This is a genomic window from Pseudomonas sp. LBUM1643, assembly GCF_059716215.1.
In genome coordinates, this window is the sequence record NZ_CP166813.1 from 2,329,451 (window position 1) to 2,347,773 (window position 18,323).

Consider the following 18,323-nt stretch of genomic DNA (forward strand, 5'->3'; position numbering starts at 1 on the left):
ATAAAAGGAACACAACACCATGCTGGGATTGATGCAGGATCAACCGTTGTTAATTTCTTCCGTTCTGGAACATGCGCTGAAGGCGCATCCACACACTGATATTGCCTCGCGCACGGCCGATGGTTCGGTCCATCACTGCACCTATGGCGATATTGGCCGCCGTGCAAAACAAGTGGCCAACGCACTGGTTGCACTCAATGTGCAGCCCGGTGACCGAATCGGCACCTTGGCGTGGAACGGTTATCGGCACATGGAACTGTACTTCGGCGTGTCGGGCATGGGCGCGGTGTTGCATACGATCAACCCGCGGTTGTTCGCCGAACAGATCGAATTCATCGCCAACCATGCCGAAGATCAGTACTTGATGTTCGACCTGTCGTTCGCCACGCTGGTCGAGCAAATTGCGCCTCATCTGAAAACGGTCAAAGGCTTCATTGCCCTGTGTGATCGCGACCAGATGCCGGCGATCTCGGTGTCGAACCTGATCTGTTATGAAGACCTGATCGCCGGGCACAGCAGCGATTTCGTCTGGCCGGAGTTCGATGAGCGCACCGCGTCATCGATGTGTTACACCTCGGGCACCACCGGTAATCCGAAGGGCGTGCTGTACTCGCACCGTTCTTCGATTCTGCATTCGTTGGCCCTTTGCACCTCGGATGGCTTTGGTTTGTCGGCGGCGGATTCGGCGTTGCTGGTCGTGCCGATGTTCCATGTCAATGCGTGGGGAATGCCTTACGCCGCGGCCATGTGCGGCGCCAAACTGGTATTGCCGGGTGCCGCGCTGGATGGTGAAAGCCTTTACTCGCTGATGCGCGATGAGCACGTCACCCTCGCGCTGGGCGTGCCGACGGTGTGGATGGCGTTGCAGCAACATGTAGAAGCGCAGGGGTTGCAACCGGCTGCCGAGCTCTGCCTGAACCGGGTGGTGATCGGCGGGGCCGCCGCGCCTCGAATCCAGGTCGAGACGTTTGAGACGATCTTCGACGCACGCGTCTTGCATGCGTGGGGCATGACCGAGATGTCGCCACTGGGTACCCTCTGCATTCCCTTGCCGAAGCACCGCGGCGCACCGCTCAATGAAGTGCTCGATTTGCAGGCCAAACAGGGGCGGGCGCTGTTTGGTGTGTCGATGAAGATTGTTGATGATCAGGGCGTTGAACTGCCACGCGATGGAAAGGCCTCCGGTCTGCTGCTGGTCAAAGGACCGTGGATTGCCAGTCAATACTATGGGGGTGAGGGCGGGCAGATTCTCAATAGCGAGGGCTGGCTCGATACCGGTGACATTGCAACCATCGATGCCGATGGCTACATGCAGATCACCGACCGCGCCAAGGACGTGATCAAGTCGGGGGGCGAGTGGATTTCCTCGATTGACCTGGAAAACGCTGCCGTCAGTCATCCGGCCGTCGCCGAAGCGGCGGTGATTGGCATCCCTCATCCGAAATGGCAGGAACGTCCCTTGTTGGTGGTGGTGCTCAAGCCCGGTAGAACCGCGAGCAAAGACGATCTGCTGAAAGTGCTGCAAAGCCGCGTGGCGAAGTGGTGGCTGCCGGACGATGTGGCCTTTGTCGAGACATTGCCGCATACCGCCACCGGGAAGTTGCAGAAAATGAAGCTGCGCGAGCAGTTCCGTGACTTCCGTTTTCAACAATAAGAGAGTCACTGTGGCGAGGGAGCTTGCTCCCGTCGGGCTGCGAAGCGGCCCTAAAAGAGGGATTGCTACGCAGTCCAGCGCGAGCAAGCGCCCTCGCCACAAGGTCTTGCGGCTATTTATCCAGCGGCACGATCAGTGGACCGGCGAAAGCCTGCATGATCAATGCCGCCGGTTGCTTGTGGCTCACCAGTTGGGCCATTGCGTTCATGTAGGGCGTCAGGTGGCGGAAGTATTTTTTGTAGCTTGGGCAGAGGTAGTTCAGGCCTGGCTCGCCATTTGGTGCATTCATGAAGCGGTTTTTCGGGCACTCGCCATGACAGGCGAAGCGGTAATCGCATTGCTGACAGTAAGCCGGCAGGGTCACTTCCTTGGCTGCGCCGAAGGCTTGTTGAGCGGGGGAGGCGAGTAGCACGGCGGGGTCATCGGTCTTCAGGTTGCCCAGCAGGTACTCGGGGTACATGTAGTGATCACAGGAATAGACGTTGCCGTCATGCTCCACGATCGCTGCTTTGCCGCAACGCGGACTGAACAGGCAGACCGAGGCTGGCAGCTGGCACCACGAGGCCAGTGCCCACTCGAAATTCATGACGTGAACCTCACCGACATCCTGACGTACCCACTCGTCAAAAATCTTGATGAGGAAGTCGCCATAAGCCTCTGGCCCGACGGTCTGCTCCGTCACCATCGCCGGCTCCGGCACCGCATGCAGGCGCAATTCCGGCGGGACCGCGAAGTGCAAGCCCTGACTGATTTGCGGGGCGTTCGGCTGGCGCTCCACCACCGGATTGAACTGGATATGACGAACACCTTCAGCCTTGAGGTAACGATAGATTTCCAACGGATGATGGGCGACATCGCGCGCCACGGTGACCAGCACATTGAAATCGACGCCGTAATGCTTGAGCAGTCCGAGCCCGCGCATGACCTCATCGAAACTGGAACGACCACGCTTGTCGGGGCGGTACAGGTCGTGGACGAAACGTGGACCATCGAGACTGATCCCGACCATGAAACGTTCGCGAGCCAGAAACTTGCACCAGTCATCACTGAGCAAGGTGCCGTTGGTTTGCAGGGTGTTGCGAATGACTTTGTTGCCCGCGAATTGACGTTGATACACGACTGCACGCTGGAAAAAATCCAGGCCGAGCAGCGTCGGCTCGCCGCCTTGCCAGGTGAATTCGACTTCGGGGGTGGTCTGGGCTTCGATGTAGCGCTGCACATACAAGCGCAACACGTCATCGGTCATGCTGAAGCGTTCCCGGGGCGGGTAAAGCTGTTCTTTTTCCAGATAGAAGCAGTAACTGCAATCGAGGTTGCAGATCGGCCCGACGGGCTTGGCCATGAGATGCAGGCCCTGGGGCGGGGTTTCGTGGGTAGGCATGGTGGCAACTGCGTTTGGACCGCCCGGCGGATCGCCGCGGTTCCAATGATAGAGGCTAGGCGGAGAACACATATTGGCCGCCCCCCATGATTGGGGGGCTGCGATGCTGCGAGTTTACTTGACCTCCTCGACCTCATAGTTCACGTAGCCAAACTCACTGCTGCGAGCCGCCACGTATTTGCCGTTTTGCTCGAAGACAGTGGCCTCGAAGGGCGAGCCGCCGAGGGTCGTCACCAGATGCCCGTCCTTGATCTCGTAACTGGCCGGAACGCCGAACTGGCCGCCGTGCAGCATGTTCAGGTATTCACCGTCTGAAGGTGGCTTGCCGTCAACGCTGATCACCGAGCGCTGCCCGTCGGAGCCATAAGCGATTTCGAAGGTCTGGCCGGTCACCGTGTTGCGGACCTTGATTGTTTTGCCCACCGCGAAGGCTTGCAATTGCTCATTGGTCAGCGCCTTGGCTCCTGCAGATTTCAGGTCATCAATTGTTTTTCCGTGTGCCGTCAGTTTGCCGTCCTCGGCGTTCGGCGAGTACCAGATCGGGGAGGTCCAGGCGCGTTCCTGCACAGTGGCCGAGACATCGGCAGGCGGCGGTACTTGCAACTTGGCCGCGTCGTAGGTGCTCCAGCGTGGTGTTGGGATCTGTAGCACGCGGGCGTAGTAGAACGCGTGCTGGGCCGGATCAAAATCTGGGTCGACCCAGATTTTTTTCAGCTCGGTGGCGCCAATGGTATTGGTGTAAGTGGCCTTGGACACATCGACCGTGGAGCCCACCGCCGGGACTTTTCCTGTGGACGGATCCGGTACTCGATCACCGGACCAGGCGACGTCGTAAACCTTCTCGAAGGTCTGCCCGTTTTTTGTCCAGCCCTTGATGATCTGGATCCGGTCGAGGTTGCCGTCATCAGCATCCTTGACCGCCCACACCACGAAGGACGGCGCGTCTTTACCGGGTTTTTCCGGCAGGTCACCGCCCATGGGAACACCCTTGGCGTAGGCGGCCTGCACCCAGTCTTTCTCGTTCCACAGGTTACTGTCGAAACCCCAGCCGCCAAACAAACGCACGGGAATGCGCACTCCGCTGGTGCCATACACTTCCTTGCGTTTCATGGCATCGAAAATCGACTCACGGGTGTTTTCTTCGGCCCAGACACCGGCGAGGCCGGAGGTGCTGGTTTGCAGTGCCGCCATGCCCGAGTTTTTCTTGCCGGAAAGCCGTAATTGCGGATCGCTGTCGGTAAACCCGTGGGAACCGAAGTTGTTGTTCTGTGCGTACGGAATCACCCCGTTGTGGGAGTCGCTGGCGCCCACTACCCCCATCTTGTAGGGGTTGAAGCCTTTGGCTTCTTGCAGGGCCATGCCGTTTTGCCAGGCTTGGCGGACGTAACTGCCATTGAGTTTGGAGGTGCTGTTGTCCAGGCCGATCAGGAAGCTCATGATTTCGTAGTTGGCAAACTCGTCGGTCGGCGACAGCTCCGGGTGGGTTTCGGAAGTGCCTTTGACCTGGTGGATTTCGGTCAACGATTCGTTGCGCATGCGTGTTTCGGCCCAGGCGGCATCGATGGGACGGCCACGGTCATCGACGTCTACCGGGAACATGAGACCGTTGCTGAGGTTGGCGTTGTGCGAGATCGCCAACACCTCATTGCCTTGCTTGCGCTGATCGTCCATCCAGCCCCAGAGATCCTCGGGCTTGTTCGAGTCAAGCGCGGTAAAGGGCAGGGCGGGGACCTTTTTCGAATCGCGAAAGAACACGTTGCGGTGCATGTTCTGGTTACTCGGCGCCGAGGTCCACTCATAGGCGACGAAGGTCGTGAACTTGCCGGGCTTGTAGTATTTGTCGGCGATGGCAACGGTTTGTTGCCAGATGCCGCCCGCGACCTTCGGGTCGATCAGCTCTTCAATTGGTTTGCCGCTGATACTGCCGGCAATCCATTTGAAGATCCGGTTGAAATCCTCCGGGGTTTTGGCGACCAGCTTTTTCGCGATGGGGAGTTTGCTGAAGTCCGATTTCGGATCGTTGGCCAGCGCGATCACGCCCACGTATTCCGAGTGATCGGTCACGCCATGGAAATCCAGCGGACGACCCTTGAGCTGCACTTCAAAGCCCATCGGATGCATGACTGGCATCCCCAACGAATATTTGTAAGCTTCTTCCGGTCCGACCAGATGATTACCAATCAGGTAGGCATCGATCGACCACGACGTATGCGAATGCGTCTGGCCAAAATAAACCTCACGATCCGGATTGCCGTCCGCCATGACCTGTGTGCTGACGGCGAGGGCGAGCAGGGCGAACCTGAACAGTGATGGTGCGGTAAGGTGATGATTGGTTTTCATAGTTCACGTCTCCGGAACACGGCAGTGACAGGACGGTGCAGTTCAGAACCAAAAACTCGAGACACGCTCGAAAAACCAGAAAGCGGCCAGCGTTCCCAGCCCATAGGAAGCCATCGGTTGGGCATACAGCAACGCAGGCCGTGGCAGTCGACAACGCAGCAACAGCGCCCGAAGGCTCAGCACCAGGGCGACGAACATCAATTGGCCGATCTCGACCCCGACGTTGAAGGTGAACAACGCTAACGGCAGGTCCTGTTGCGGCAAGCCGATTTGCGCCAGCGCACCGGCAAACCCAAACCCGTGCAGCAAGCCAAAACAGAAGGCCACGACCCAGGGCCATTGCGCCGTGAAGCTGGGTTCGCCGCGATTCTTGCGGGCGATTTCCACTGCCAGCAGCAAAATACTCAAGGCGATCGTCGCCTCGACCGGAGGGCCGGGAAGCCGCACGGCGCCCAGCGCGGCGAGCGCCAGGGTGATGGAGTGGGCGAGGGTGAACGCGGTGATGGTTTTGACCAGCATCCAGCCGTTGCGTACCAGCAGCAACAAACCAAACACGAACATCAAGTGATCGAAACCGCCGAGGATGTGCTCGATACCATGAACCAGAAACGCACCGGCCACCGAGAATGCTCCCGGCGTGGCGGCGATTTCTATCCAGGGTTGTGTGGGTTGGACGAGCGTGGTCGACAGGGTTCCGTCCAGGCGTGAAACACGCACCAGTACATCGGTGATGCTCGCTTGCAGGCCGATGAACTCGATACGCTGCCCGACCAGCCCTGCGGGACCCGTATCGATCACCCGGCGCTCGATCAGTGAATCGTTGAGTTCGCTTTCCACGGGTTCAACGACCGTTCGCACGCTGTCGGGAAACCTCAACGCGATCGGCAGGCGCATGCCTGAGAGCACCGGCGTGCGCCACAGCACGTCGTAGCGCCCAGCAGCGGTTTCGTTGATCTCCATATACGCGGGGCGGGATTCATGGGCGCTGGCCGAATGCCCCATGAACAGCAAAAGCAATAGCCACCACACAGAGCGACCCATCACGGTTGCTCCGTTTGCGTAGCGGCAATCCCGCTGGCGGCCGTCGGTATCATCACCACGACCTCATAGCGTGCCTTCAGCGCATCAAAGTGTGTGCGTTTCGATTCAGTACGTTGCTGCGAAAGCCAATCCGATTTCACCTGCTGCGCGACAGTTTCAAAGGGCGGTGCTGCCGGTTTTGACAGTGCGTCAATCCAAACCAGGTGCCAGCCAAAACCCGACTCCACCGGGCCGACCCATCTTCCCGTGGATTGTTTAAACAAGGCGAGAGCGAACTTTGAACCGAAGACCCGCGCCACTTGATCCTGCGATTGTTCGGCGTAAGCGTTTTTAAACATGAAGGCATCGCCTTCACCGCTGTTTTTATCCGACAGACTGGCCAGTGCTGCCTGGGCCTGTGCTTGCGCCTGCGAACCGCGCTTGTCCGAAGCGAAGAACACATGATGAAACGTCGCCAATGGCGGCGGCGCGTATTGATCCAGATGCTGGTTGTACCAGGCTTCCAGCACTCCCGGTGCAGGTTCTCGAAGGGCGGCGACGTCCTCTGCGAGAAAGTCCATTTTTTGCGCCAGTCGGCGGCGAATGATGGTGTCGTCTTTATCCAGCCCGAGTTTCAGCGCTTCGCGATAAAGAATTTCCTCTTTCACATACTCATCAACCATGCCTTGCAACTGCTGATCTGTGGGCGGCCGTTGCCACCGCGCCAACCAGGAAATTTCGATGCGACGAATATCATCCGCGGTAATTTCAATGCGTTGGGGATCTTCGTTGACCGTTGCGCTGTGCAAACCACCGTAGAGCACAAACAGTCCAAAACCGGCGATCAGGAAATGCAATAACGGTTCGCGAAGGCAGCGCTTGATAAAAGCAGATTTGGAATTTTTTGTTTCGGAGACGGCTAAGGTCATCACTTATTGCCCCACGCTTATATCGAATGTTTTCGATGCGAACTGGAGTATTGCCGCTTAGCTAAAACTTTCCACTGAGGCTAATCACGATAAGCACTAAGCCTTAGTCGAATTGGTATTAACGCAACAGACGCCGCCCGAATTAACCGGGCGGCGTTACAACTAAGGCCTATAAGTCACATGAACATTATTGACCTTGCCGTTGAAGGCGAAGGGCGCGCGGTCGAAGTAGTCGAGGGTGACGGGAGAGCCCAGGTCCTCAGCTACGTCGAAGGTTTCACTGGCGGTGAACGTCAGGGACGGAGTAAACGGCGTCACGCCTTTGGCAACTTCCTTCCCATTAAGCAGCAAGCTCAAGTTGGCTGGCGCACCGAGTTTGGCTGACGACATCGTGGTGAGTACTTCGATGCTGACTTTGCCGGCGGGTACTCGTTCGGTGGACCGGAGTTTGACGCGAGCAATGGCCAGGTCGTTGTATTCGTACACCAGGAAACCGTCATCCATGTACAGACTGACGCCGCCACCAATACCGCCCAAGGCGTACAGTACGCCGCTGGCGTTTGCCGGAACTTCGGCGTCCACGACAACCGTGCTGCTCTGGTTACGCAGATTAGGTGCGGCGAACTCAGGGAAGCGCTGGACGCGATCGCTGAAGTGCCACTCGTGCTGGGTGGTGCCAATACGCGCTGCCGGATTGAGGAACGGGTACAGACCGGCACCAATCGGGTAGACATGGTTAGCCTTGGCCTGCACGTCGAACTCCGCCTTCAGCTCAGCCAGTTTTTCCGGGTTGGCAGCAGCGACGTCTTTGGCCTGGGAGTAGTCATCTTGCAGATTGAACAGCAACCACTGATCCTTCTCGGGATTCCAGCCCATGAACTGTGCGAAGCCTTGTACCCAAGGTTTGCGCGGACCAAAAACCGAAGCCATCCAGCCATCCTTGTAAACGCCCCGACTGCCAAATACTTCAAAGTACTGCGCCAGCTTTTTCGACTTAACCTGAGCGTCATTGAAGGTGTAACGCATGCTCACGCCGTCAATCGGGTCCTGCACGATGCCGTTGACCTCTTTTGGCGGCGTGATCGACAGCACGTCGTAGACAGTCGGGGCGATATCGTTGACATGGTGGAATTGCCCGCGAACCTTGGCGTCTGCCTTGATTTGCTTCGGCCAGGAAACGGCCAGCGGCGTCCGCGTACCGCCAAAGTAACCGGCGACCAGTTTAGTGCCTACAAACGGTCCTGACCCTGCCCAGGCCCATGCGGCGTTGTACATGCTTTCAAGCTTGGGGCCACCGAGCGCAGACAAGCCGCCATACATCTCGTTGAGCACCTTGAGCTGTTGGTCTTTCGGTACTGGAATACCGTTCTGCGCCAGCAACTCGTTGATCGTGCCCTCCATGCCCTCGGACGATGCACCGTTGTCGCCGAAGACATAAAAGATCAGCGTGTTGTCCCGTTTTCCTTCGCGTTCCAGCTCGTCGAGAATTTTCCCGGCCTGGGTGTCCGCGTGTTCCAGGAAGCCGGCATACACCTCCATCAACCGTGCCTGATACTGTTTTTGCTCGGCTGACAAGCTATCCCAGGCCGGTAATTCCGCCGGGCGCGGGGTCAGGACCGCGTCCTGAGGGATAAAGCCCAGGGCTTTCTGACGAGCGAAGGTTTGCTCGCGATAGGCATCCCAGCCACCGTCAAATTTACCCTTGTATTTGTCTGCCCACTGCGCGTTCACCTGATGCGGGCCGTGCACGGCACCCGGCGTCCAGTACATAAAAAACGGCTTGTCCGGGGCGTAAGTTTTTTGATCCTGCAGCCAGTTCACAGCCTGATTCGCCAGGTCTTCACTGAGGTGATATTTCGGGTCGCGTGGTGGTTCGATCGGCGTAGTGTCGCGGTACAGGCGCGGCTCGTACTGGGAGGTTTCGCCGGCCAGGAAACCGTAGAAATGTTCAAAGCCGTAGGCGGTCGGCCAGCTATCGAATGGGCCGGCAGCCGTCGTTTCCATCGGCGGCGTGTTATGCCATTTGCCGAACGCAGCGGTGCTGTAGCCGTATTGCTTGAGCAATTCGGCCATAGTCGCCGAGCTTTTTGGAATCTTGCCGGTGTAGCCATCCCAATCGGTGGCCAGTTCAGCGATCACGCCGTTGCCGACGCGGTGGTGATTGCGCCCGGTCAGCAGTGCTGCACGGGTGGCGGAGCTGATGGCAGCGGTATGAAAGGCGTTGTAACGCACGCCGCTGTCGGCGACACGTGTCAGGGTCGGCGTGTGGATCGCGCCGCCGACAGTGTCGGACTGCGCGAAGCCCGCGTCATCGAGCATGATCACCAGAATGTTGGGTGCGTCGGCCGGCAGGTGGGATTGCTGCTGACGTTTCTGGTGCTTCGATTCTTGCAGCGTCGGTTTAGCGTCACTGGCCGAAGGCGCAGGCGGGAAGGGCAGTGAGTCCTGTGCGGATGCGACCGAGCTGGCCAGCAGCGCGCAGAGTTTCAAAGTGAAGCGCCCGACGGGTTGCAGCTTCTGGGACATGGATGTCTCCGTTTTTTTTTGTTTTTGCAACAACACAGCCGCCCGGTCGAAACCAGGCGTCTGCGAGACTGGAAGGCTGGTCAGACCGAAAAGCTGGTGATGTCTTTGGGCTCGATATCATTGGCTTTGCAGAACGCCAGATAACGCTCAACACTGGATTTCCAGTTTTCGATGGCGACAATGTTGTTGTTCTCGTCGTAATACAGCAGGTCACCCACGGTAATGTTCAGGGTAATGATTTCATCGCCATATTCAGTCAAACCGATCGGTGTGTGACTGGTGCCGGCGGTTTCGAACACCACGCCGCCTTGTTTCGAAATCCAATCGTGTTCCAGGTATTTCCAGGCACCCTTGATGGTGTAGACGACGACCGTACCGGAGTGATGATGCTTGGCCAGAGCAGTGCCCGACGGAGCCTTGAGCAAAGTGATGGTCTCGCCGCGAATCGGGTCGCACTTGAGGTATTTGATGAACACTTCATCGCTGTAAGGCGTGAACGGAACCCATGGCAGCTCGTCTGGGTCGATGGAGGCGGTGTCGATGTTTTCATAAAACATGCTTGTTGTTCTCATGTTGGGTGAAGGTTGTACACGGTGTTTGAAGAGGCATCCTGAAGGGAGGCTTCAATCATTACCCCCCTCTTGGCGAGGGGTTGCGACTAGTAGCATTTGGCCGCGGCGTAGCGGGTGCTGCTCAAGTAACGCCAGAACAGCAATGCAAAGACGATGTCGCCCGATGCCAGAACGGGCAGCTGCAACGGGATGCTGCCCGCCAGCCAATGCCCGAATACGAGGATGCCTACCATGATTTTCAGGAGCAGTCCGAGCACGATGTAGGGCCTGAAACGAACCGGATCGCGGCTGACCATCCAGTAGGCTCCGCCAAACATAACCACCAGCCCCATGGTGATTTGAATGAACAGAGCAGACGTCGGCGTGATCTCCAGTCCCATCAGATCGGCAACCGGACGCATGGCTATCAGCATTGGCAGGCCGGCGAGGACGTTGAAGCAAGCGGCGGACTTGAACAGTCCATTGGTGTATTTGGTTTGCATGATTCGTTTCCTCAGGCCATCAGTTTGAGCAGTTTTGGATAACTGTTCGGGAACAGTCGGCTGACCCAGAACACGGTTCTGGACTTGTTCCCGGTCATGATGCGTTTCGAGCCTCTGCGCAGGCCGTTGATAATGTCTGCGGCACACTCCTCAGGGGGGGTCAGCAGCATGCCGGCGGCGAGGGTCGCGAACGCCTCTTCTTCCGGACCGGCGGCCTTGCAGCGCCGGCTGGATTTTTCGATGTTGGTCTTGATGCCGCCGGGGTGAACACACACCGCGCGTACGCCAGTGTTCTCAAGCTCCGACCACAGGCATTCGGTCAAGCCGCGAATGGCGAACTTCGACATGTTGTAGGCACTCTGCATCGGATAGCCCAGCAAACCGAAAATACTGGAGATGTTGACGACGCAGCCTTCGCGCTGCTTCAGCATCATCGGCAAAAACGCCTTGGTGCCGTACAGCACACCCCACAGGTTGATGCCCAGTTGCCATTCGAACTCTTCGATCGAAGTGTTGTTGACCGTGCCGACAACCGTGGCGCCTGCATTGTTGATGACGTAGTGCGCGGTGCCAAAGTCGTGTTCTACCTCGGCGGCATGGGCCTGAAACGCCTCCCACGATGCCACGTCCAGGCGATAGCTTTTGGCTTCGCTACCCGCCGGAAGCCTTCTTACGGTTTCATTCAGACCGACACTGTTGATGTCCGAGAGCGCGAGGCGTGCACCGGCTCCTGCCAGTTGAATCGCCAGTTCCCGGCCGATACCGGAACCTGCGCCAGTAATGACCACCACTTTGTTTTGAAACATGTCTTTCTATCCTTCTTGTTTTGATGTTTCACCCGCCACCGCCCTTCGCAAGGGCTGGGGGGTTACTTACTGAGAATGTGAATGGCGACCGCGGCTTCTTCGATGCCTTGCAATCCACCACCGTTTTCCTGAATGGCATGGCGTGCGCCTTCGACCTGGCGTTTGCCGGCCTCACCGCGCAATTGCGTGACCAACTCGCAGAGCTGGCCGATGCCGGTAGCGCTGATGGGATGTCCCTTGGATTCGAGGCCGCCCGAGGTGTTGACCGGGATTCGCCCGCCGAGCGTAAAGTCGCCGCGTTCGGCACACGGTCCGCCCATGCCGGGTTCGGCCAGTCGCAAGTTTTCGACCTGGATGATTTCGCCCATCGCCGAAGCGTCATGGACTTCGGCGACATCGATGTCCTCCGGCCCCAGGCCCGCTAGATCGTAAGCGTGATCGGCCGCCCGTCGAGCGATGTTCAGTTCTGGCTGATCCAACCGACGATGGCTGAAGCTACGAATGACGCTGGCGGCGACCTTGATGCAGCGACTGCGATCCGCACCGATGCGTTTGAGTCCTTCCTCGGTGCACAGAATCGCCGCAGCGGCACCATCGGAAAGCGGTGCGCACATCGGCAAGGTGATCGGGTAGGTGATGGGGGGGGCCGCGAGGATTTCTTCGATGGTGAACGGCTTGCGAAACTGCGAAAACGCGTTGTGCACTGAATGGTTGTGGTTTTTGGCCGAGACCGCGGCGATTTGCCGTTGCGTGGTGCCGTACGTTTTCATGTGATAGCGGCACATGGCGGCATAGATCGCCATGAACCTGCTGTAGGGTTTGTCCGACTCCGAACCTTCTGGAATGTCGACGCCTTCCCCCATTTTTACCAGTGTCTGATAGTTCTCCTCGACACGAGACACGTCCCATCCGCCTTCGAAAATCTGGAAGGCTTTCAACTTGTCGGGGATGTTCATTTTTTCGGCGCCCAGTACAAGCGCAACATCGGTGGTTCCGGCCTGGAGACTTTGCACGGCAAGGTTGAACGCCGAACTGCCCGAGGCGCAGGCGTTTTCAATGTTGTAGACCGCAATGCCCTCGATGCCGATCTTGCTGAACACGACCTGGCCCGGAATGGAAATCTGGCCTTGCAACGGGCCGTTGGTCATCCCGGCATAAAAGGCAATGCCCAAATCCTTACGGCTGCAATTGGCGTCTTTCAGCGCGCCTTCTAGCGCTTCGCGCGCCAGGTCGTCGAGGCTGCGTTCCAGATGTCGACCGAAGACCGTCATCGCGATGCCGGCAATGTAAATAGTGCTCATGCAACTCTCCTGATGGACGCCGCATGACTGCGGCGCCATTTCATGATGGTGGGGGCGAGGGTCGGTGAATCAGATCTGACGTTGCGCGCCATCCCAGTAGCGGGCGCGCAGATCTTTCTTCAGCACCTTACCCACCGGGCTGCGGGGCAAGCTGTCGATGAAATCCACGGACTTGGGCGCCATGACGCCCCCCAGGCGGGCTTTGCACAGGTCGATGAGTTCCTGCGACGTGGCGGTCTGGCCGGGATTGAGTTCAACCACCGCCTTGACCGCCTCGCCCCATTTCTCATCGGGCACGCCTATCACGGCGCAGTCCTGCACGGCCGGATGGCTCCACAGCACTTGCTCGACTTCGCTCGGATAGACGTTGAAGCCGCCGGTGATGATCATGTCCTTCTTGCGATCGGTCAGGTGCAGGAAGCCTTCGGTGTCGATATGGCCGATGTCGCCCGTGTGCAGCCAGCCGCCGACAATGGTTTGCGCGGTCACTTCCGGCTGCTTGTAGTAACCCTTCATGATCAGGTCGCCGTGTACACAGATCTCACCGGTCTCACCACGGGCCAGAATCTGCCCGGCATCATTCATCACCTCGACCCGTATCAGAGGATTAGGGCGGCCGACCGAGGACAGGCGGCTGTCGCTGGCCAGTTCACCGTTCACCAGGTGCTCGTCCGGGCGCAGGTAGGCGATGCTAGCCGGGGCCTCGGTCTGACCGTAGCCACCCGTCATGATCGGGCCGAAGACTTCGATGGCTTTTTTCAGCTTCTCGACGGACATCGGTGCGGCGCCGTACAGCAGGTATTTGACCGAGGAGAAGTCGACGTTCTCGATCCCAGGGACTTCCAGAAGCCTGTAGATCACCGTCGGAGGCAGAAAGAATTCGCTGACCTTGTGTTGCGCAATGGACGCCAGCATCAGCGCCGGATCAGGCTTCGGGAGGACAACGACTGTGCCACCCTGCGCCGTGCACGGTACCGCCAGCAGGCCAGCGGTGTGGGTCATCGGTGCTGCGGCCATGTTCACCGGTTTAAGACCGTCGCGATAAGCACAGGCGAGCATGAAGTGCGCAATGAACGTTTGCGCGCTGCGGTGGGTATTCATCACGCCTTTCGGCTTGCCCGTGGTGCCGCCAGTCGGCGAGAGCATGACCACGTCGTCCATGTCGTACGCAACTTCCGGACGCGTCGACGGCTGCCCTGCGGTCCAGGTATCCAGCGACGGTGTATCGCCGTCGGTGGCGTCAATGCAGATCCAGTGCTTGATCTTCGGCAGGGCAGGTCGGATATCGGCCATCACGGCGGCGAATTCATGCTGGTAGAACATCACGTTACAATCGAACGCGTCGAGAATGTCGGTGTTTTCCTGAACGGGGTTGCGCCCGTTGACCGGAATCCACGTCATGTTTGCGCGCCACAGTCCCAGGGTGCAAGCCCAGGCCGTTACGTCATTGCCGGCCCAGATTGCGCCTTTGGTTTCCTTCGGCAGGTCCAGCGCCAGCAGCGCGTTGGCGATGCGGCAAGACAGTTCACCGATCTCATTAAAGGTAAAGGCACGCTCGCCCTGGATGTAGGCGATGGCGGCCGGATCCGTGCGCCAGCCGCGGTCGTAAAAATCGATAATAGCCATGTGAGTTCCTGAGTTGCAGGTCAGAGCTGGGTAACGGTGGCGCGAGCCAGACCACGTTCTTCAAGGAAGCCCAGCAGGTAGCGATGGCCAAAGGCTTTAGAGCCAGAGACGAAGCCGACCTTGTTGGTGTCGCCATCGATCAGTTTGATCGCCGCTGCAGTCTGCAAGGCGCCGGTGGCGATGTAAGCGGTGGCGCCATGCACGGTGGCGCGCACGGCGGACAGCTGGCCGCGGCCAATGGCGGTATCGACCATGCGTGTAATGGTGGTGCGCTCGCGCGGCGGCATGGTCGGCGTTGTCGACTGGACCATTTGCTGGATGACGGCGTCCTGCTGTTCAGGTGGCAGGAACTTGTACTCCGACTCCCACTTCTGGCCCACGGCATGCACCATTTTCATGACGTCGTTGTCGTAGAAGCCGACGCAGGAAACGCAGGAACGCACCCGTGGATCATTCTCGAAATACACCGGCAGCGAGGTGCCGCCCCATGGCAAGGCGAAGACCGGGGTCAAGAAGTCAGGCGAGGCGATGTTGAAGGAAGTGCCCATCGGGTGTGGTACGAGCTTTTTCTCCCACAGGTAGCATTGTTCGGAGCGAAACAGCTCGAAAATCGATGCGGTCGAGCCGACAGTGACACCGGCTGCGCCGCCACGCGGACCACGGCACAGTGTCGAGGTTTCCAGCGCGTCGATGCCCGGGTGTTCCAGGGCCAGTTCGGCGGCGATTTCAGCGTAGGTGTACATGTAGGACAGCGAGGGTGACACCACCAGACCGGCCTGGGCATACAGCTCGCCGAACTGCTCACGGACCTGGCGCATGTAGCCCTGTTCACCGGTGGTGTCGAGGTGATGGCAACCCGCTTTGAGTGCTGCTTCAACGGTGGTCAGACCGAAGTGGACGAACGGGCCGACGGTGTTGCAAACGACCTTGGCGCCTTTGAACGCGTGGGTGAGTGCTTCAACGGTGTGTTCCGCTTCGATGATTTCGTAGGTGGCCGATTCAAGACGAACCACCCGTTGCGCCATCATTTCTTGTGCGCGCCTGGCATTGCGAGCGACGGCCGTGAACGGGATGTTCTGGTCAATCAACCAGTCCATGGTCAGCATGCCGGTGTAACCGCTGGCGCCATAAACTACTACGGGGTATTTAGCCATTTCGTGTGATCTCTTGTTTTTGGAGTGTTGCTGGATAGGTTGCCGAGGTCAGTTCTGCGACCAGCCTTCGGCGTAAAGCTGCTGGCACAACAGGCCAACACGCATCGTGATGACGTAGTTCTCGCCGTCCTCGATCAGCGCCGAGCGCGCGTCGCGGAAAATCTTTTCGATCGGGTATTCTCGGGAAGTGCCCGCACCGCCGAATAACTGCAGGGCTTCGCTGGCGACCTTCATGCACTCTTCGGTGACGGTGACCTTCGCCGAGGCAGTGGCGTAGGGGTGGGAGTGCGGAGAAAGGCGGGCGTAGGCCAGCGAGCGACGCGCGACACCGCGTGCCAGCTCGATGCGGCGCATCATGTCGCCCAGGCGATAGCGGGTCAGTTGATGGTCAATCAGTAAGTGGCCACCTTGTTTGCGCTCGTGGCAATACTGCAAAGCCAGCTCGAAGGCCGAGCGGGCGACCCCAGTGAATACCTGCGACATGTGCGTGCCAGCGTAGGACCACGCTGAGGACTGGTTGCCGTAATACTCATCTTGCAGGGCAATCGCAAAGCGCCGTGGCACCTTCACGTTGTCGAAATAAACCTCACCTTGCGGCAAGGATCGCTGGCCGATTTTGTCCAGCGGCTTGCCACGTGAAACGCCCGGCAGGTCAAGCGGGATAATCACCGCCAGGCCATGGGGCCGACCGTCGGCATCGAAGTAACCATTGCCATAGTCGGCAGCGATATAAGCCAGCGCGACCTGAGCGACGGCACCGTTGGAAACCCAGGCTGAGCACTGCCCGTTAATGACGATGTCGTCGTTACCGACTTTCGCGCAGAGATTGCCCTTATTGCCGGTCTGGTCCTTCGGCCATTCACGCTTCATGTCGTACACCATGATGTCGCTGCCCTTGTCCGGATGAGTGATCATCCAGCAGCCAATCTTGCCGGTGCAGAGTTCCACCAGTTCCTGGTTGCCGACGGCCATGGCCATCTGCAAGGGGAAGCTGGCCGCGGCCAACGAAATGCCCAGGCCGGCGTCACCCCAGCCCATTTCTTCGCCAATCAACGACTCAAGACGAATGGCGACATCGGGTTCGAATTGAGAAAAGAAATCGGGATCAAGTCCCAGTTTCTCGGCTTCCTGATAAACCGTCCAAAAGGGTGAGCCTGGCGCGCAAACATCGGCGGCGCTCATTTTGTCGAGCTCCTGGCCGATGGGACGCAATACGTTTTTGGCGAATTGATGCACGGTCTGTTGAATGGCGCGCTCGACTTCGCTAAGCGGTGTTTCAAAACCGGTCAGTCCAACATCGGGTAGTTTCAAGCTATCGTGTAATTTGATCATGGGGTCTTTCCTCGCGATCTACAGCGCATGTGGCCACGTGTTGAGCGCCTCAGCGCAGAGAAGCAAAACTCACCTCAGGCCTGAAGCAGATGTTCCGGCTCGACTGGCAGTCGCTCGTAACGGGCATGTGCCTGCTGGGGTAGGAAAGTGACGTGATTTGTCTTGCTGCACCCCCCCATCGGCGAGGGGGGAGCAGCAGGGGGGGCGGGGGTGACCTACACCCTGGGCTTGCAAGCCAGCTCAGGATCACGAAGCGAGGAAGGATTGTTTGGTTTGCCAGGCGAAGCCGAATCAACTCGCCCCTGATAAAGCGCCTATGATTCTTCTGATGCGCTCAGAAGTTTTCGACTTGGCTGCGCAGGTCACAGACGTCCGCCAGGCAATCGTTATTGCTGCACAAAGATAAGGGTCGCCGCAGATTTAAGGAGATAACAATTGAGCTCCATCATCATCGGAGTAACTGTTTTCGCCTGCCTGTTCGGGGCCACACTAATCGGAATTCTGCTGCGCATTCGCCTACCGATTCACCATCTTGATGCCGAATCCAAGGACGTGATCCGCCTCGCAACGGCCGTTGTGGGAACGTTGTCCGCTCTCGCACTTGGGCTTCTAATTGCATCCGCCAAAACTGTCTATGACAACAACGAGACCGAGCTGCGGACATCGGCCGCACGCATCGTTCTTCTCGACAGAGTCATGGCACAGTATGGTCCCGAGACGGCGCAGGCGCGAATCCGTCTCCGTCAGTTGATTGAAACAAGGTTAAGCCAGGGGTGGGGTAATTCGTCCTCAAGGTCGGCCCTTGTCGATCCATTTGATGAGTCCCCAGGTATCGAGCCAATTCAGGTCGAACTCCGGGCGCTTAAGCCCAAAGACGAACCTCAACGGATGCTTCAGGTCCGCGCACTGGAAGTCAGCGGACACTTGGCGGAAGCGCATTGGATACTTGTCGAGAGCAGTACGGAAGGACTGCCGACTGCGTTTCTTGTCATCCTGACTTTCTGGCTGGCTTGGCTGTTCGCGACGTTTGGCCTCCAGGCTCCGGCAAATCCCACTGTTATCGGCGTCATGTGCATCTGCTCCATGTCGGTTGCCGCAGCGGTATTTCTGGTTGTCGACATGGCTCATCCTTACATCGGGGTGGTCCATGTTTCGGATGTCCCGTTGCGGTCTGCTCTCAAGCACATCGGTAAGTGATAG

Annotated in this window: 14 protein-coding genes; 2 read left to right on the forward strand and 12 right to left on the reverse strand. The window is 58.4% G+C overall.

Translation table 11 applies throughout. The annotated features are described in order from the left end of the window. Positions 1 to 19 precede the first annotated feature (19 nt). Entirely contained in the window at positions 20 to 1,654 is a 1,635-nt protein-coding gene (locus ACA063_RS10535) for a 3-(methylthio)propionyl-CoA ligase (protein ID WP_497665786.1), read from the forward strand. A 112-nt stretch (positions 1,655 to 1,766) separates the two neighbouring features. On the opposite strand, the gene ACA063_RS10540 is transcribed toward ACA063_RS10535, so the two are convergent. The 12 genes from ACA063_RS10540 to ACA063_RS10595 form a co-directional block, all read right to left on the reverse strand. Further along, on the reverse strand, positions 1,767 to 3,035 hold the full coding sequence (locus ACA063_RS10540) for an anaerobic sulfatase maturase (RefSeq protein WP_497665787.1): 1,269 nt from the start codon (positions 3,033 to 3,035) through the stop codon (positions 1,767 to 1,769). A 114-nt stretch (positions 3,036 to 3,149) separates the two neighbouring features. Next, complete coding sequence (locus tag ACA063_RS10545) at positions 3,150 to 5,375, reverse strand: DUF3604 domain-containing protein (protein WP_497665788.1); 2,226 nt, start codon at positions 5,373 to 5,375, stop codon at positions 3,150 to 3,152. A gap of 42 nt (positions 5,376 to 5,417) precedes the next feature. After that, the gene (locus ACA063_RS10550; RefSeq protein WP_497665789.1) at positions 5,418 to 6,416 is read right to left on the reverse strand and encodes a HupE/UreJ family protein; all 999 of its coding nucleotides are present in this window, start codon (positions 6,414 to 6,416) and stop codon (positions 5,418 to 5,420) included. Further along, positions 6,416 to 7,324, reverse strand: a complete 909-nt coding sequence (locus ACA063_RS10555) for a peptidyl-prolyl cis-trans isomerase (RefSeq protein ID WP_497665790.1) — start codon at positions 7,322 to 7,324, stop codon at positions 6,416 to 6,418. Before ACA063_RS10555 ends, ACA063_RS10550 begins: the two co-directional genes overlap by 1 nt. Positions 7,325 to 7,486: 162 nt before the next feature. Next, positions 7,487 to 9,850 carry an arylsulfatase gene (locus tag ACA063_RS10560; protein ID WP_497665791.1) on the reverse strand — a complete coding sequence of 788 codons (2,364 nt, stop codon included), beginning with the start codon at positions 9,848 to 9,850 and terminating at the stop codon, positions 7,487 to 7,489. An 80-nt stretch (positions 9,851 to 9,930) separates the two neighbouring features. Next, the gene (locus ACA063_RS10565) at positions 9,931 to 10,407 is read right to left on the reverse strand and encodes a 2,4'-dihydroxyacetophenone dioxygenase family protein (RefSeq protein ID WP_497665792.1); all 477 of its coding nucleotides are present in this window, start codon (positions 10,405 to 10,407) and stop codon (positions 9,931 to 9,933) included. 101 nt (positions 10,408 to 10,508) lie between these two features. Next, positions 10,509 to 10,904 carry a hypothetical protein gene (locus tag ACA063_RS10570; protein ID WP_497665793.1) on the reverse strand — a complete coding sequence of 132 codons (396 nt, stop codon included), beginning with the start codon at positions 10,902 to 10,904 and terminating at the stop codon, positions 10,509 to 10,511. Positions 10,905 to 10,915: 11 nt separating this feature from the next. Beyond that, entirely contained in the window at positions 10,916 to 11,710 is a 795-nt protein-coding gene (locus ACA063_RS10575) for an SDR family NAD(P)-dependent oxidoreductase (protein WP_497665794.1), read from the reverse strand. Positions 11,711 to 11,772: 62 nt separating this feature from the next. Beyond that, the gene (locus ACA063_RS10580; protein WP_497665795.1) at positions 11,773 to 13,011 is read right to left on the reverse strand and encodes a thiolase family protein; all 1,239 of its coding nucleotides are present in this window, start codon (positions 13,009 to 13,011) and stop codon (positions 11,773 to 11,775) included. A 69-nt stretch (positions 13,012 to 13,080) separates the two neighbouring features. Continuing rightward, positions 13,081 to 14,637: a class I adenylate-forming enzyme family protein gene (locus ACA063_RS10585; protein ID WP_497665796.1), complete on the reverse strand. Its 1,557-nt coding sequence runs from the start codon at positions 14,635 to 14,637 to the stop codon at positions 13,081 to 13,083. 20 nt (positions 14,638 to 14,657) lie between these two features. After that, positions 14,658 to 15,791, reverse strand: coding sequence for a saccharopine dehydrogenase family protein (locus tag ACA063_RS10590; protein ID WP_497665797.1), 1,134 nt, complete (start codon positions 15,789 to 15,791; stop codon positions 14,658 to 14,660). 48 nt (positions 15,792 to 15,839) lie between these two features. Continuing rightward, entirely contained in the window at positions 15,840 to 17,123 is a 1,284-nt protein-coding gene (locus ACA063_RS10595) for an acyl-CoA dehydrogenase family protein (protein WP_497665798.1), read from the reverse strand. Positions 17,124 to 17,558: 435 nt separating this feature from the next. Here ACA063_RS10595 and ACA063_RS10600 point away from each other — a divergent pair, with 435 nt between their 5' ends. Beyond that, entirely contained in the window at positions 17,559 to 18,320 is a 762-nt protein-coding gene (locus tag ACA063_RS10600; protein ID WP_497665799.1) for a bestrophin-like domain, read from the forward strand. Positions 18,321 to 18,323: the final 3 nt, after the last annotated feature.

What these genes read in the sequence shown, in the direction of transcription:
- ACA063_RS10565 (WP_497665792.1), bottom strand. Translation starts at nt 10,407, where the DNA reads ATGTTTTATGAAAACATCGACACCGCCTCCATCGACCCAGACGAGCTG.
- ACA063_RS10540 (WP_497665787.1), bottom strand. Translation starts at nt 3,035, where the DNA reads ATGCCTACCCACGAAACCCCGCCCCAGGGCCTGCATCTCATGGCCAAG.
- ACA063_RS10575 (WP_497665794.1), bottom strand. Translation starts at nt 11,710, where the DNA reads ATGTTTCAAAACAAAGTGGTGGTCATTACTGGCGCAGGTTCCGGTATC.
- ACA063_RS10555 (WP_497665790.1), bottom strand. Translation starts at nt 7,324, where the DNA reads ATGACCTTAGCCGTCTCCGAAACAAAAAATTCCAAATCTGCTTTTATC.
- ACA063_RS10590 (WP_497665797.1), bottom strand. Translation starts at nt 15,791, where the DNA reads ATGGCTAAATACCCCGTAGTAGTTTATGGCGCCAGCGGTTACACCGGC.
- ACA063_RS10545 (WP_497665788.1), bottom strand. Translation starts at nt 5,375, where the DNA reads ATGAAAACCAATCATCACCTTACCGCACCATCACTGTTCAGGTTCGCC.
- ACA063_RS10570 (WP_497665793.1), bottom strand. Translation starts at nt 10,904, where the DNA reads ATGCAAACCAAATACACCAATGGACTGTTCAAGTCCGCCGCTTGCTTC.
- ACA063_RS10585 (WP_497665796.1), bottom strand. Translation starts at nt 14,637, where the DNA reads ATGGCTATTATCGATTTTTACGACCGCGGCTGGCGCACGGATCCGGCC.
- ACA063_RS10535 (WP_497665786.1), top strand. Translation starts at nt 20, where the DNA reads ATGCTGGGATTGATGCAGGATCAACCGTTGTTAATTTCTTCCGTTCTG.
- ACA063_RS10560 (WP_497665791.1), bottom strand. Translation starts at nt 9,850, where the DNA reads ATGTCCCAGAAGCTGCAACCCGTCGGGCGCTTCACTTTGAAACTCTGC.
- ACA063_RS10595 (WP_497665798.1), bottom strand. Translation starts at nt 17,123, where the DNA reads ATGATCAAATTACACGATAGCTTGAAACTACCCGATGTTGGACTGACC.
- ACA063_RS10550 (WP_497665789.1), bottom strand. Translation starts at nt 6,416, where the DNA reads ATGGGTCGCTCTGTGTGGTGGCTATTGCTTTTGCTGTTCATGGGGCAT.
- ACA063_RS10580 (WP_497665795.1), bottom strand. Translation starts at nt 13,011, where the DNA reads ATGAGCACTATTTACATTGCCGGCATCGCGATGACGGTCTTCGGTCGA.